The organism is Flavobacterium lacustre, from assembly GCF_027474525.2.
GTDB lineage: Bacteria > Bacteroidota > Bacteroidia > Flavobacteriales > Flavobacteriaceae > Flavobacterium > Flavobacterium lacustre.
The window spans coordinates 1429331-1444267 of sequence record NZ_CP114882.2; the positions used below are offsets into that span (position 1 = coordinate 1429331).

Here is a 14937-nt window from a genome sequence, read left to right on the forward strand (position 1 = left end):
AATGAAAAAGATACAAATAAAATTATTGGGTATTTCTTTGTTACTGTTGGTGATGTTATTCCCATCGTGTACAGATGATTTGAACCAAGCGCCAGAAAGCACAAATGCTATTCCAGGTGAAGAATTTTTTACAGATGCAGCTTCGTATAAGCAAAATTTAGCTAAACTATATGCAGGTTTTGCAGTTTCCGGACAAGAAGGTCCTGCAGGTAAACCGGATATTTCTGGAATTGATGAAGGAGAGAGCCAGTATATCAGAGGGTTTTGGTTGATGCAAGAATTAACTACAGATGAGGCAGTAATAGGTTGGAATGATGGTACTATTAAAGATTTACATTATCAAACATGGACACCATTAGACCGTTTTATTACAGCTACTTTTGCTCGTTTCTCTTTTCAGATTGTGAACTGTAATGAGTTTTTAAGACAAACTACAGATGAGAAATTAGCAGCTAGAGGTCTTGATGCAGCTTTAATAACTGAAATTAAAACGTACAGAGCTGAAGCTCGTTTCTTGAGAGCTTTGACCTATTGGCATTTAATTGATATGTTTGGTGGTGGATCATTAGTTACAGAAAATTCTCCATCTTCATTTTACTATCCGGAATATGCTACCAGAGCTGAATTATACAAATTTGTTGACGATGAATTGACTGCGATTACGCCAGAATTGAAAACGCCAAAATCAAATGAAGCTTACAGAGTGGATCAAGCAGCTGCTTGGATGTTACAAGCAAAGTTGTACATGAATTCACAAGTATACATTGGAACAGATAATTATGCAGCAGCAGTTCCTTTAATCAATAAAGTAATAAGTTCAGGATATGCAATACATGATAATTACAATGAATTATTCTTAGCAGATAATGACAAAAATGGCGCTCAAAATGAATTCATTTTTGCTATTGCTTTTGATGGTCTTCACACTCAAACATACGGAGGAACTACTTTCTTGACTCACGCACCAGTGGGAGGAAGTATGCCGGTTGATGAATTTGGTATTAGTGGTGGTTGGGCTGGTATCAGAACAACAGCTGCTTTTGTTGACAAGTTTGCTGAAAATACTAACGATGCACGTGGACAGTTCTATACTGATGGGCAAACTAAGGAAATTGTTGACATTGGTTCATTTACGGATGGATATGCAGTTCAAAAATTTAGAAATGTTGATGTTAACGGCGTTAGAGGAACAGACAAATCTGGTACTTTTTCAGATTCAGATTTCCCAATTTTCCGTTTGGCAGATGCTTATTTAATGTATGCTGAATGTGCTGTAAGAGGTGCTGGAGGTGCAACCAAAGCGTTGGCTAAAACATATGTTGATGCATTAAGAACTAGAGCAAATACTTCAACAGTACTAGAAGGTACTTTGACCTTAGATTTTATTCTTGATGAAAGGTCTAGAGAATTGCACTGGGAAGGACAAAGAAGAACTGATTTAATTCGTTTTGGTAAATTTACAGGAGGAAGTTACGTATGGCCTTGGAAAGGAAATGTTTCTGGCGGAGCTCCTACGCAATCCTACAGAAATTTATTCCCAATTCCTGCAACAGCTTTATCATCAAACCAAAAATTACAACAAAACCCAGGGTATTAATAATATTAAAATATATAAAAGATGAAAAATATAACGAAATCAATAATTGCTTTATTTGCGGTACTTGCTCTGTCTTGTAGCGTAGAAGATGTTCAAGACAGACCAGTAATTCAAGGAGTTGATACTCCTGAGTTAGTTGCTCCGGAAAGTGACAAATCATATGTATTACTTGAAGAAAACGCTGATGTTATAGCAGAACGTTTTGTTTGGTCTGCAGCTACATATGGTGGAGATGTTGAAATTGGATACAAACTTTTAATGGATGTTAAAGGGGGTGATTTTACAAATGCAATCGAATTAGGTGGAACTGCTGGTGCAACTCAAATTGAAGTTTCAGTGAAAACCTTGAATGACGCAGTTCTTGCATTGGAGGGAATTACTGGTGAAATAGGATCTTATGACGTAAAAGTAATGTCACATTTGAGCGGAATTCAAACAATGATTTCAGCTAATCCATTGACTATTTTAATTAACGCTTATCAGCCAGCAGTAGCTAACAATTGTCCAAATCAGTTTGGTGTTGGAGCAGGAATTGTATCTGCAGGTTGGGGATGGAGTACGCCTTTAACTTTGGTTTGTAATGATAACATATTAGTTTCTGCAGTAGAGTTGAAAAATGATACATTTAGATTCTTTACAGTAAACGGAGATTGGGGTTCTGGTAGAAATTACCCTTGGTATGTTACTGAAGGATATAAAATCAGTTCATCTTTAGAAAATGCTAATGATGGTGACTCAAATTTCAGATTCATTGGTACTCCTGGAGTTCACCGTATTAAAATTGATGAAGTTGCAAAAACGATTACAGTAGCACAAGGAGAAACAGCTGTAAATTCTAATTGGTTAGTAGGAGCAGCAACTCCAGGTGGTTGGACTTGGTCAGGTAATAGTGAAACAGAATTAGGCTTAATAAAAGACGGTGTGTTTGAAGTTCCAGTTGTATTAAAATCAGGAGAAACATTTAGAGTGTTTTTAGGAAACAATGGTACTGATGATGGAAACTGGGATGCATCTCATAATTACCCTTACTATGTTACAGAAGGATATACAATTTCTTCTGAGTTTGAAAATGCTGCTGATGGAGATAGTAATTTTAGATATACTGGAGCTACAGGTCTTAGAGTTTTAAAAATTGATACAATTGCTAAAACAATTACATTGAACTAGTATTTAATACAATTCCTAAAAGGGCTATCTTCGTATAGCCCTTTTTTTATCTAATTTAATTAATTATGAAACAAAAAGCCCTCTTATTATTGTTGTTCTTATTCTCCATTGCGGGATTTGGACAAGTGCAAACAGTCACTTATACCGTAAGTCCTGCTACATTTGAAGAAACAACAGCAATTACCATTACTATAAATGGTAATTCTATAAATGAAACAACTTGGGGAGTTACAGGAAATGCTTTGTATATGTGGACATGGTCTTTTGATGTCAATGATGTGAACAGTATAGATTGTCCTACTAATGGTACATGGACTTCGAGCAACGAAGCTAATAGATTTACTTACAATGCAATTTCTGATACTTATACAAAGACTTTTACACCAAATGTTTTTTACAATAGAAATGGATTAGGTAAAATAGGTCTACTCATTAAAGCAAAGGATGGAACTGGAGATAAAAAATCTCAAGATATTTTTGTTGAAGTTGGGGCTTTTCAAACAACATTAACAGCGCCATTACAAAATAGTTCGACAATTATTGCTTCAGGAAGTAATCTAAAAATTACCGCTACTAATACAAACGGAAATGCCAGTTACACCTTAAAAGCTAACGGAACGACTTTAAATACAAATGCCAGTACGGCTAGTTACAGTTATACTCATACTGCTATCACAAACAATCAAAATTATGAATTATCAGTAACTCAAGGGGCTACAACCATTGTAAAAAAATTCAGTGTAATTGTTAATCCGGGAACAATAAGTGCCACTTTGCCCGTAGGTTTAGTTGACGGAATTAACTATAATGCTGTTGATGCAACCAAAGCGACTTTAGTTCTTGATGCTCCATTGAAAGATTTTGTCTATGTAGCCGGAAGTTTTAATAACTGGCAACCTACTTCGGCGTATGCCATGAAAAAAGATGCAACTACAGGCAAGTTCTGGTTGGAGTTGACAGGCTTAGTTTCGGGGACTAATTATACCTATCAATACTGGGTTGTTGATGCTACCCCAATATCTGGAACACCTTCTATGGTGAAAACGGCTGATCCCTATTCAACATTAGTATTGTCGCCAGATGATGATCCCTATATTCCAACAACAACTTATCCAAATCGTCCCGCATATCCAACAGGGCAGGAAAGAGAGGTTACGGTTTTACAAACAGGAAAAACACCTTACGCTTGGAGCAATGCCACAACTAATTTTGTTAAGCCGGAAAAAGAAAAATTAGTGGTTTACGAACTTTTAATTAGAGATTTTGACGCCAATAGAAATTTTCAGAGTGTAATTGACAGAATCGATTATTTTAAAAATTTGAAAATAAATGCTATCGAATTATTGCCTGTTATGGAGTTTGAAGGAAACGAAAGTTGGGGATACAACACTTCTTTTCACATGGCTTTAGACAAATTTTATGGTACTTCCGATAAATTTAAAGAAATGATTGATGTATGCCATCAAAATGGAATTGCGGTAATTCTGGATGTTGCTTTGAATCATGCTTTTGATAGAAATCCAATGGTTAGAATGTGGATGAACGATCCTGATGGTGACGGATGGGGCGGGCCTTCTTCCGAAAATCCTTATTTTAATACTGTCGCTAAACACAGTTACAGTGTAGGTAATGATTTTAATCATCAACTACCAAGAACTCAGAATTATGTAAAAAGAGTTGTAAAACAGTGGATAGAAGAATACAAAATTGATGGTTTTCGTTGGGATTTAACCAAAGGATTTACTCAAAATTGTCCTTCGACAGTTTCAGGAGGTCAAGATAATTGTACTAATAATTATCAACAAGACCGTGTTGATGTTTTGAAAAGTTATGCTGATTATTCTTGGAGTTTAGACCCAACACATTATACTATTTTTGAGCATTTAGGAACAGATGCAGAGGAGAAAGCATGGGCAGATTATAAAATTTCTGAAACTCCAAGTAAAGGAATTATGATGTGGGGTATAATGAATAGCCAATACAATCAGTTAACTATGGGTTATAATACTAGTAACGACATTTCTAGAATGAATAGTACTAGTAGAGGGTTTTTGGCTAAAAGGTTAATGGGTTATGCAGAAAGTCATGATGAAGAGCGCTTAATGTATAAAAACATTCAATTTGGAGCTAATCTGGGTAGTTATAACGTAAAAACAAAAAGTACTGCTTTAGCTAGAATGTCTGCTTTAGGAGCCGTTACTTTATTAGTTCCGGGGCCAAAAATGATTTGGCATTTTGGAGAATTAGGAATGGAAAATTCTATATTTACATGTACTGACGGCACTGTAAACACATCAGCAGATGTAACTTCGGGAGATTGTAAATTAGCTACAAAACCACAGCCACAATGGACAAGTAATTGGTTGGCAGATTCCGGTAGAAGTAAAATTTATACCGATTGGTCAAAGATGATTACTATGAAAATAAACGAACCTGTTTTCTTAGGAACTACCACAATGGTTAGTGCTACAACACTAACTCCTATTATAAAGGTTACAAACAGTAATTTGACTTCTTCAGATCTTAAGGACGTTGTGATACTAGCTAATTTTGATTTAAGTTCTAAAAACATTGTTCCAGTTTTTCCTTATATAGGAACTTGGATAAACCTTATGGATAATACACCAATTACAGTTACAACTGTAAATGATGCAATATCAATTCCGGCAGGTGAATTTAGAATTTATGGTAATAAACAAGCTTCGTTAGCGATTGCAGATTATGAAAAAACAACAACAATTCAGTTGTATCCAAATCCTGCATCGAGTTCTTTTAGTTTAAATATAAATACGACCAAAGTGCAGTTGTTTTCTATAACCGGACAATTGGTAAAAAGTTTTGAAGGCAATCAGTCAGCATCACATCAATTTGCTGTTAATGACTTGAACAAAGGGCTTTATATTGTAAAAGTATTCAACGAAAACAATGAAGTTGAGGTTTTAAAATTGATAAAAAACTAAAACCAAATTTTAAATAAAAAAAGGCTGTCTCTAAAAAAGGCAGCCTTTTTTTATTTGGTTGAAAGTGTTCTATTTTTAAAATAAAACAAAAAAACTGCTCCATTTCCGGAGCAGTTTCTCTACTACAATTAACAATTAAAAACTAAAAAATTATATTTTGCCGTTTTTGATTTCTTCTACAATTTCTGGATTCAGCAAAGTACTGATGTCTCCAAAGTTAGAATAATCTCCTTCGGCAATTTTGCGAAGAATTCTACGCATGATTTTTCCCGAGCGTGTTTTTGGTAAACCGGAAACAAACTGAATTTTATCTAATTTGGCAATTGGCCCGATATGATCCGAAATTTGTTGATTAATCTCTTTACTCAAGTTTTCTCTATCACGATATTCTCCTGATTCTTTTAGGATTACAAAACCATACAATGCATTTCCTTTTATATCATGTGGGAAACCTACAATCGCTGATTCCGCAACTGCCGGATGTTCATTAATCGCATCTTCAATTGGTGCAGTTCCCAGATTGTGTCCGGAAACAATTACTACGTCATCTACGCGACCAGTAATTCTATAGTATCCAACTTCATCACGCAAAGCTCCATCTCCTGTGAAATATTTCCCTGGGAAAGCACTGAAATACGTCTCTTTATAGCGTTGATGATCGCCCCAAATTGTTCTGGCAATTCCAGGCCATGGGAATTTAATACATAAACTACCGGTTACTTGATTGCCTTCTATTTCGTTGCGTTTTTCGTCCATCAAAACGGGCTGAATTCCCGGTAAGGGTAACGAAGCATACGTTGGTTTTGTTGGCGTTACAAATGCCAGAGGTGAAATCATGATTCCGCCCGTTTCGGTTTGCCACCAAGTATCAACTACGGGACATCTTTTTCCGCCTACGTGGTCATTATACCAGTGCCAAGCCTCTTCATTAATAGGTTCTCCTACAGAACCAATTACTTTTAGGGAGGATAATGGATATTTTTGAACATACTCCAAGTTCTCTTTTGCCAAAGCACGAATAGCAGTTGGCGCGGTATAAAACTGCGTTACTTTATGTTTTTCGATGGTTTCCCAAAAACGACTAAAATCAGGATAGGATGGAACGCCTTCAAAAATTACCGTCGTTGCACCATTCAATAAAGGACCATAAAGGATATAAGAGTGGCCGGTAATCCAACCGATATCAGCTGTACACCAGAAAATATCATTTTCTTCGTAGCTAAAAACATTTTTGAATGTATAAGCGGTATAAACCATATATCCGGCCGTTGTATGTACCATTCCTTTTGGTTTTCCGGTTGAACCAGAAGTGTAAAGAATGAATAAAGGATCTTCAGCATCCATGATTTCTGCCACATTATTATCCGAAGCTTTATCTAAAAGAGGTTGCAACCAAATGTCACGACCGTCTTTCATTTTAATTTCGGTGTGCGTTCTTTTGGCTACTAAAACTTTGGTAACACAAGGACATTTTTCTAAAGCTTCATCTACAATTCCTTTTAAATCAATTGTTTTATTACCACGGTAACCGCCATCTGAGGTAATCACCATTTTACATTCGCTGTCATTGATTCTCGCAGCTACTGCCGAAGCCGAGAATCCAGCAAAAACCACCGAATGTATCGCGCCAATTCTGGCACAAGCCAAAACAGAAACCGCTAATTCCGGAATCATAGGCAAGTAAATACAAACACGATCTCCTTTTTTTATTCCTTGTTCACGAAGAACGTTTGCCATTCTGGCCACGCGCTCGTACAATTCGTTATAGGAAATATGTAGCGCTTCTTCGTTTGGATCGTTTGGTTCAAAAATAATGGCCGTTTTTTCTCCTTTTTTGGCAAGATGTCTGTCAATACAGTTTTTGGTGATATTAACTTTGGCATTGGTAAACCATTTGATATCGGCTTCAGCCATATTAAAATCAATTACTTTATCCCATTGTTGGTACCAAGTAAAGTTTTCGGAGGCAATTCTGTCCCAAAATTTTCTCGGTTCACGAATTGATTTTTTGTAATGTTTAAAGTATTCTTCTAAGTTTTCAATTTTGTAATAACTCATTGTTTTTCTAATTAATTCGTTGATATATTAATTCGTTTTTTGAAATATGGTCTTTTATTTATAAACACCAATTTGGTATTTGGTTAAAACGGTTATGATTTCGTCAACAATTGATTCATCGTCAATCGTTGATGGAATTTGAAAATCATCTCCATCAGCAATACTGCGCATCAGTTTTCGGAGAATTTTACCCGAACGTGTTTTGGGTAACCGCTCCACAATAACTACGTTTCGCAAGGAAGCTACCGCGCCAATTTGCTGACGTACTAGTTTTATAATTTCTTGTTCTAACTGATAATGCTCTATTTCTTCACCGTGTTTGGTCACAACCAAAGCTAAAGGTGTTTGCCCTTTTAACTCATCGTGAATTCCTATTACGGCACATTCTGCAACGGCATGATGTGAAGCAACTATTTCCTCCATTTCGGCTGTCGAAAGTCGGTGACCGGCTACATTGATTACGTCATCAACCCTGCCGGTAATGAAAATATAATCATCATCATCTTTAAATCCGCCATCTCCTGAGAAATAATATCCGGGGAATTTATTTAAATAACCCGCCTGAAACCTTGGATTGTCTTTCCATAAATCCATTAAAGTTCCCGGAGGCAAAGGTAATTTCAGTACTACATAACCTTCTTCGTTTGGTCCTAATTCGGTTCCGTTTTCGCCAAAAATTTTAATGTCAAATCCACAAACTGCTTTTCCTACAGAGCCTGGTTTGATGGGCAAATATTCAACACCCATCATATTGGCAATCATGGGCCAGCCGGATTCTGTTTGCCACCAATGGTCAATTGCAGGAACCGGAATGTGCTCTTGGTACCATTCTAATGTGGCAACATCGCAACGTTCTCCTGCCAAAAATTGTGTTTTCAAAGAACTCAAATCATATTGTTTGATGAAATCTCCGTTTGGATCTTCTTTCTTGATGGCACGAATCGCAGTTGGAGCAGTAAACATAACCGCCACTTTGTGTTCTTCAATCATTCGCCAAAACGTACTGGCATCAGGAGTTTTGATTGGTTTTCCTTCAAAAATAATCGTTGTGTTGCGGTTAATTAAAGGTCCGTAAACAATATAACTGTGTCCTACCACCCAGCCAACATCCGAAGCCGCCCAAAAAATATCACCTTCATTTGCATTGTAAATATTTTTCATCGAAAACTTAAGCGCAACCGCATAACCTCCCGTGTCCCTTACAATTCCCTTTGGTTTCCCTGTTGTTCCCGAAGTGTACAAAACGTATAATGGATGTGTGGCGCTTAATGGAACGCAAGGTGCTTCCTCAGAACCGTAAACTAAGGCGTCATAATCAACATCATATTTTTTAAACGGAACTCTTGCTCCTAATTTTCTATTGAAAACGATTACTTTTTTTGGTTTATGATTCGCTAATTCAATTGCTTCATCTACCAATGGTTTGTAAGCAATCAAACGGTCTATTTCAATACCGGAGGAAGCAGTTAAAATTACTCTGGGTTTGCAATCATCGATTCTGATGGCTAATTCGTGTGGAGCAAAACCGCCAAAAACTACCGAATGTGTTACGCCAATTCGCGCGCAAGCCAGCATAGCAAAAGCAGCCTGAGGAATCATTGGCATATAAATTACAGCGGTGTCACCTTTCTTTAATCCCAAAGATTGCATACCACCAGCGAGTTTTGCCACTTCAGTTTTAACTTCTGAAAACGTGTATTTTTTTATATTTTGTGTTACTGGCGAATCATAAATCATGGCCACCTGATCGCCAAAACCATCCTGAATGTGTTTGTCTAAAGCTAAATAACAAACGTTTAATTCTCCATCTTTAAACCAAAGCGGATATCCGTTTTCGTCTTTTGATAAAATGGTTTTTGGTTTGCTGTACCATTCAATTGCATCGGCTTGTGCGGCCCAAAATTTTTCGGGTTGTTCGATGCTTTCTGTATATAGTTCTTTGTAGTTCATTTTAATTGTTGTGTAAAGTAATTGAGTTTAAGCCGATAGTAATTCTTGAACTTGTTCAATCAGTTTCTTGATTGAAAATGGCTTGACGACATATAAATTAGCGCCTAACGAAAGGCCTTTTTCGATGTCTTTTTCTTTGTTTTTTGCCGAGAGAAAAATGACTTTGCAATGCCTCAGTCGTTCGTCCTTTTTTATTTGTTCTAATGTGGCAAAACCATCTACCATAGGCATCATTACATCAAGAATTATAATATCCGGAAGTTGATTTTTAAGGATATCAAGTGCTTCTTGTCCGTCACGGGCGATGAAAACTTCAAAATTATTTTTTTTGAAAGTATATTCTAGTGCCATTACTATGTTGGGTTCGTCATCTACAATTAAAATCTTCTTCATTGTTTTTTAATTATTTTCTATTGTATTATAATTGGGTAAAGTAAAGGAGAAAGTGGCGCCGTTAGTTTCATTATTTTCGGCCCAAATGTTTCCTTTATGGTGTTCAATAATTTGTTTGCAAATTGCTAATCCTAATCCGCTTCCAATGGGTTTTTTGACATTTTGGTTTCGGGATTGGTAGAATTTATCAAAAATAGCTTCAAAATCTTCTTTTTTAATTCCTTTGCCGTTGTTGTGAATTCTTACTTCGACATTGTCTTTGTTTTCAATAATTTGAATCGAAATTTTACCTTCTTTTTCGGCACAGAACTTTATAGCATTCGACAGTAAATTGTGCATCACCTGAATGATGCGTTCTTCGTCATAAAAAGCTTTTATTTCCTTATCGGCATCATTAAATTCGAGCGCTATTTTTTTGTTGTTTATTAATTGTTTTAAAGAAGCTACTGTTTTTGAAATTGTCTTTGAAATGTCATTTCTGGAAAGATAAATTTTCTGTTTTCCGGTTTCAAATTTTTCTAAATCCAGAATTTTATCAATCAATCGATTCAATCGGTCGGATTCCGAAATGATATTTTGTAAAAACTGTTTTCGCAGTTCCGCCGGAATGTCTTCATCATCGTGAAGGATTTCGCTTGCGGCCCGAATCGCGGTGATTGGCGTTCGTAATTCATGCGTCACGGTATCCAGAAATTCATCTTTTTGAATGTCTTTGTTGACCAGCTCCTGATTGGCATTTTTTAACTGTTCGGAAATTTTTTGTAATTCGGTTGATGTTTCGGTTAGTTTCTTGTTGACAATAATATTTTCTTTGGATTCTTCTAAAATGCGCAATACTTCGGTCAGACTGATTTTGTCTTCTTTGACTACGCTTGAGATTAATATTTTGGCGGAAGCCGTACCAATATGTCCTGTTAATAAATTTTCGGCAAACTTGATAAATCGAGCATCGGCCGTTGTTACTTTTTTATCGATATTGTATTTTAAATTAAAAATGGTCAAGGCTCTTTTTGTTCGTTCTTCCCCAAGAAAACGCTGTAGTACTTTTTGAATATCAGATACATAAGCAGTTCCTTTCCATACAAAAGCATCTTCGTGATTGGTGATGTATTTGTCTATGTCTACAAACATTTCGGCATAATTACGCTCTCTGTAGTTTCCTTTGAAACTCACGGAAATACCGGAATAACTGATGACATTAAAAAATAAACTCCAAAAAAGAGCATGTGGAATCGGGTCTAAATAATCTAAACCAAAGAGTTGAAACGGTTTTAAGAGTTCGATTCCCCAAGGTCCTTCTTGTACAAAGGTGTTAGTGGATGCTGTAAGACCGATAGCATAAGGCAGCAAAAGGGTGTAAAAACACATGAGGAAACCAAGAATGATTCCGGTAATTGCTCCTTTTTTTGAACCTCTTCTCCAGAATAATGCGCCAAAAAAGGAAGGTGCTAATTGTGCAATAACCACAAAGGAAACCAATCCGATGGAGACTAAAGAATAGTCTAAAATGAATATTCTATAGATGGCATACGCCAAAATTATCAACGAAAAAATACCTATTTTTCTGCTGATAACAATTCGTTTGTTGTTTTTTTCCTGAGAGGTATTTTGTAAGGAACCAATGAAGCCATATGGAATCAAAAGGTTGTTACTCAGCATGGTTGCCAATGCAATCGAGGAAACGATAATCATTGATATTGCAGCCGAAAATCCACCAAGAAAAACTATAACAGTTAGAAAATTATTATTAAAAAATTGAGGAATTAACAATGAATAGGTATCAGAATTGAGTCCTTTTCCTTCAAAAAGAATATTTCCGCCCCAAGCAATAGGAAAAACAAAAATATTGAACAGTAATAAATATAATGGAAATAACCACATCGCAGTTCGAATATGGGATTCTTTATTATTCTCTACAATTGCGGTATGAAATTGTCTTGGTAAAAGAAAAATCGCAAACATGGACAAAATACAAAGAAAAAACCAATTGATTCCGCTGCTGAGATCGCCTATTGAATTCTTTTTGTCAAAATTTTCAAGAACAGCTGCTTTGGTGTAAATATCATCAAATCCGTCGTAAACGAAATAAGTTACATAAACGCCAATGATTAAAAAGAAAACTAATTTCAATATCGATTCCATCGCCACTGCGGTTACAATTCCACGTCTTTTTTCGGAAGCATCCACATATTTTGTTCCGTAATAAGAAGCAAATAATGCCAGCGCCAGACAAACATAAGTTGTTGTATCATTGAAGATATTAGAACTCGACTGCGTTTTTGTTACAATATGAAACGTATCCGAAATTGATTTTAGTTGTAATGAAATGTAAGGTAAGATTCCGAAAATACAAATTACAGTAACCAAAGCGCCAAGAAATCGGCTGTTTCCGTATCTCAATGAAATGAAATCAGCAATACTCGAAATTTTGTTTACTCTTGAAATTCGGATAATTCTTTTAAGGATAATCATCCAAGTCGGAATGATTATTATGGGACCTAAATAAATGGGAATGTAACTTAAACCAGAGTTTGCGGCAAGACCAATGCTGCCATAATACGTCCAGGCTGTACAATATACAGCTAATGAAAAGGAATAAATGTAAGGGTTATTCGTCCATTTAGAATGACTCCTTTTTTCGGCCCAATAGGCGATGTAAAAGAGAATTGACAAATAAAGTCCTAAAATCAATAAAAGTCCTATGCTACTCATAATATTTTTTTATGATTAGGTAGGTGATGGCAATAGAAAACAGCCATGCAGAAAACAGATAGATGTATATAATCGGGAAACCAAATAATGGTTTAGAACTGTCAAATAATAGCAAAAGCGGAATGTTCAATGCTAATAACATTAGCATTGAAAGGATAACCAACTTTTGTTCATGTCTTTTTTTCATACTAAAATTCTACTTGCTTTTCAGCGGGATATGGATCGCCTTTTACTTTGTTTTTTTATCCTGGCGATTTCATGGTAATTAAAATAAGCAATCTCTACAAGTAAATGTAGAGATTGCCTATTAGAAAATTTATTTGTGACCTCTTTCGTCATAGTCGCCCATTAAGGCGTAATAACCAAAGGTTCCTAATCCTAAAACGATTAACGGTGTTAGTATAAAAAGGATGATAATCCCAAATACCAAATCGTCTTGTTTGCCCGATGCAAATTTTGGTAATCCAAATTCGAAAATGCAAAAATAAGCAGCGGCAATGGCTAAGGCTATCCAAACCAATCCTAAAACTCTTTTTATCTGATTCATATCTATATTTTTTAAATGTGAGCGTTTTTATCTTTATTCTTAATGTAAACCATTCCTACTATAAACGAAACCGATGCGATAACAATTGGATACCACAATCCTTCCAAGTAGAACTCTGCATCTCCGGCATCTTTTGCATGCGTTACAAAGTAAGTAGATATAGCTGGAAGCAATCCTCCAAAGATTCCATTTCCTACGTGATAAGGCAAAGACATCGAAGTGTATCTAATTTTTACCGGGAACATTTCTACTAAGAATGCTGCAATCGGACCGTAAACCATCGTTACAAAAATAACTTGGATGAATACTAAAAAGATAAGCATCCATTGGTCATTAGTATTAATGCTTACTGTTGTTTTAGTTTCTACTTTTGGTTTCCCATCAACAATCTTAGCTACTCCATTCTCTAAAGATACGGTTTTAACTTCAAGATATTTAGTTCCGTCAGTATACTCTTTATTCGTAGTATAAATTGAGTCCATGGTTTGTTTTTTATTCTCTTTCAGTTCAGCAACTAATTTTGTGTTCGCAACAATTTCTGTTTTGTTTTTTACATTAGTTGTTTCATACATGCTTTTGTAAATAGGTCTGTACAATAATATTGCACACAACATACCGCCCATCATAATGTATTTTCTACCTACTTTATCACTTAACCAACCAAATACAATGAAAAATGGTGTTCCAAGGATTAATGCAATCCCAAGTAATGTATCTACTTGAGAAGAATCAATAGACATTACCGTTTTTAAGAAACTCATGGCGTAAAATTGACCGGTATACCACACAACTCCTTGTCCCATTGTTGCTCCAAATAAAGCTAATAAAACGAATTTCAAGTTGTAACGGTTTCCAAAACTTTCTTTTAATGGATTAGTACTTGTTTTTCCTTCACTTTTTGCTTTGGCAAAAACAGGAGATTCATCCATGTTTTTTCTAATTAAATACGAAACACCTACCATGATAATCGAAACCCAGAACGGAACTCTCCATCCCCATTCGTCAAATTGCTCTGGTGTAAGAACATTTCTTGTGGCCAAAATAACCATCAAAGAGATGAATAATCCAACAGTTGCAGTAGTTTGAATCCATGAAGTCCAATATCCTCTTTGTCCTACCGGAGCGTGTTCTGCTACATAAGTTGCCGCTCCTCCGTATTCACCACCCAGCGCAAGACCTTGTAGTAAACGTAATATAAGCACTAACAAAGGTGCCATGAATCCTATGGTTTCGTAACTTGGTATACAACCAATCAAGAACGTGGCTCCACCCATTAAGATTAGGGTAACCATAAAAGTATATTTTCTTCCAATTAAATCTCCCAGTCTTCCGAAGAAAAGGGCTCCAAATGGTCTAACTACAAATCCGGCTGCAAACGTAGCCAATGTAGATAAAAATGCTGCTGTAGGATTGTCTGACGGGAAAAATTTAGTTGAAATTACTACGGCTAAACTTCCGAAGATGTAAAAGTCATACCATTCAATCATTGTACCCATTGAGGATGCGGAGATTACTTTCCAAATTCCTTTTGTTGATTTTTCTTTCATAAAATT

At 35.9% G+C, this 14937-nt stretch carries 10 protein-coding genes; 3 read left to right on the top strand and 7 right to left on the bottom strand.

Annotation, left to right across the window (positions count from 1 at the left end; translation table 11 throughout):
* The first annotated feature begins 1 nt into the window (after position 1).
* The 3 genes from O6P34_RS06330 (at position 2) to O6P34_RS06340 (ending at position 5724) form a co-directional block, all read left to right on the top strand.
* On the top strand, positions 2-1597 hold the full coding sequence (locus O6P34_RS06330; protein WP_269686482.1) for a RagB/SusD family nutrient uptake outer membrane protein: 1596 nt from the start codon (positions 2-4) through the stop codon (positions 1595-1597).
* Positions 1598-1618: 21 nt separating this feature from the next.
* A complete protein-coding gene (locus O6P34_RS06335) occupies positions 1619-2764 on the top strand; it encodes a SusE domain-containing protein (protein WP_269686483.1) in 1146 nt (381 codons plus the stop codon).
* A gap of 65 nt (positions 2765-2829) precedes the next feature.
* Positions 2830-5724, top strand: coding sequence for an alpha-amylase family glycosyl hydrolase (locus O6P34_RS06340; RefSeq protein WP_269686484.1), 2895 nt, complete (start codon positions 2830-2832; stop codon positions 5722-5724).
* Between the two features lie 150 nt (positions 5725-5874).
* Here the strand turns inward: O6P34_RS06340 and acs are convergent, their stop codons facing one another.
* From acs to O6P34_RS06375, 7 genes are all read right to left on the bottom strand, one after another.
* Positions 5875-7782 (bottom strand): acetate--CoA ligase, encoded by a 1908-nt coding sequence (gene acs, locus O6P34_RS06345; RefSeq protein WP_269686485.1) that lies wholly within the window; start codon positions 7780-7782, stop codon positions 5875-5877.
* A 54-nt stretch (positions 7783-7836) separates the two neighbouring features.
* A complete protein-coding gene (locus tag O6P34_RS06350) occupies positions 7837-9732 on the bottom strand; it encodes an acetate--CoA ligase (RefSeq protein WP_269686486.1) in 1896 nt (631 codons plus the stop codon).
* 27 nt (positions 9733-9759) lie between these two features.
* On the bottom strand, positions 9760-10125 hold the full coding sequence (locus O6P34_RS06355; RefSeq protein WP_269686487.1) for a response regulator transcription factor: 366 nt from the start codon (positions 10123-10125) through the stop codon (positions 9760-9762).
* 6 nt (positions 10126-10131) lie between these two features.
* A complete protein-coding gene (locus tag O6P34_RS06360) occupies positions 10132-12837 on the bottom strand; it encodes a sensor histidine kinase (protein ID WP_269686488.1) in 2706 nt (901 codons plus the stop codon).
* The gene (locus tag O6P34_RS06365; RefSeq protein WP_269686489.1) at positions 12830-13024 is read right to left on the bottom strand and encodes a hypothetical protein; all 195 of its coding nucleotides are present in this window, start codon (positions 13022-13024) and stop codon (positions 12830-12832) included. The genes O6P34_RS06360 and O6P34_RS06365 overlap by 8 nt, the downstream gene beginning before the upstream one ends.
* A 129-nt stretch (positions 13025-13153) precedes the next feature.
* Positions 13154-13384 carry a DUF6814 family protein gene (locus O6P34_RS06370; RefSeq protein ID WP_269686490.1) on the bottom strand — a complete coding sequence of 77 codons (231 nt, stop codon included), beginning with the start codon at positions 13382-13384 and terminating at the stop codon, positions 13154-13156.
* 11 nt (positions 13385-13395) lie between these two features.
* Positions 13396-14931 (bottom strand): MFS transporter, encoded by a 1536-nt coding sequence (locus O6P34_RS06375; protein ID WP_269686491.1) that lies wholly within the window; start codon positions 14929-14931, stop codon positions 13396-13398.
* Between the last annotated feature and the right edge of the window lie 6 nt (positions 14932-14937).

What these genes read in the sequence shown, in the direction of transcription:
- O6P34_RS06355 (WP_269686487.1), bottom strand. Translation starts at nt 10,125, where the DNA reads ATGAAGAAGATTTTAATTGTAGATGACGAACCCAACATAGTAATGGCA.
- O6P34_RS06335 (WP_269686483.1), top strand. Translation starts at nt 1,619, where the DNA reads ATGAAAAATATAACGAAATCAATAATTGCTTTATTTGCGGTACTTGCT.
- O6P34_RS06375 (WP_269686491.1), bottom strand. Translation starts at nt 14,931, where the DNA reads ATGAAAGAAAAATCAACAAAAGGAATTTGGAAAGTAATCTCCGCATCC.
- O6P34_RS06365 (WP_269686489.1), bottom strand. Translation starts at nt 13,024, where the DNA reads ATGAAAAAAAGACATGAACAAAAGTTGGTTATCCTTTCAATGCTAATG.
- O6P34_RS06370 (WP_269686490.1), bottom strand. Translation starts at nt 13,384, where the DNA reads ATGAATCAGATAAAAAGAGTTTTAGGATTGGTTTGGATAGCCTTAGCC.
- O6P34_RS06330 (WP_269686482.1), top strand. Translation starts at nt 2, where the DNA reads ATGAAAAAGATACAAATAAAATTATTGGGTATTTCTTTGTTACTGTTG.
- O6P34_RS06350 (WP_269686486.1), bottom strand. Translation starts at nt 9,732, where the DNA reads ATGAACTACAAAGAACTATATACAGAAAGCATCGAACAACCCGAAAAA.
- O6P34_RS06340 (WP_269686484.1), top strand. Translation starts at nt 2,830, where the DNA reads ATGAAACAAAAAGCCCTCTTATTATTGTTGTTCTTATTCTCCATTGCG.
- acs (WP_269686485.1), bottom strand. Translation starts at nt 7,782, where the DNA reads ATGAGTTATTACAAAATTGAAAACTTAGAAGAATACTTTAAACATTAC.
- O6P34_RS06360 (WP_269686488.1), bottom strand. Translation starts at nt 12,837, where the DNA reads ATGAGTAGCATAGGACTTTTATTGATTTTAGGACTTTATTTGTCAATT.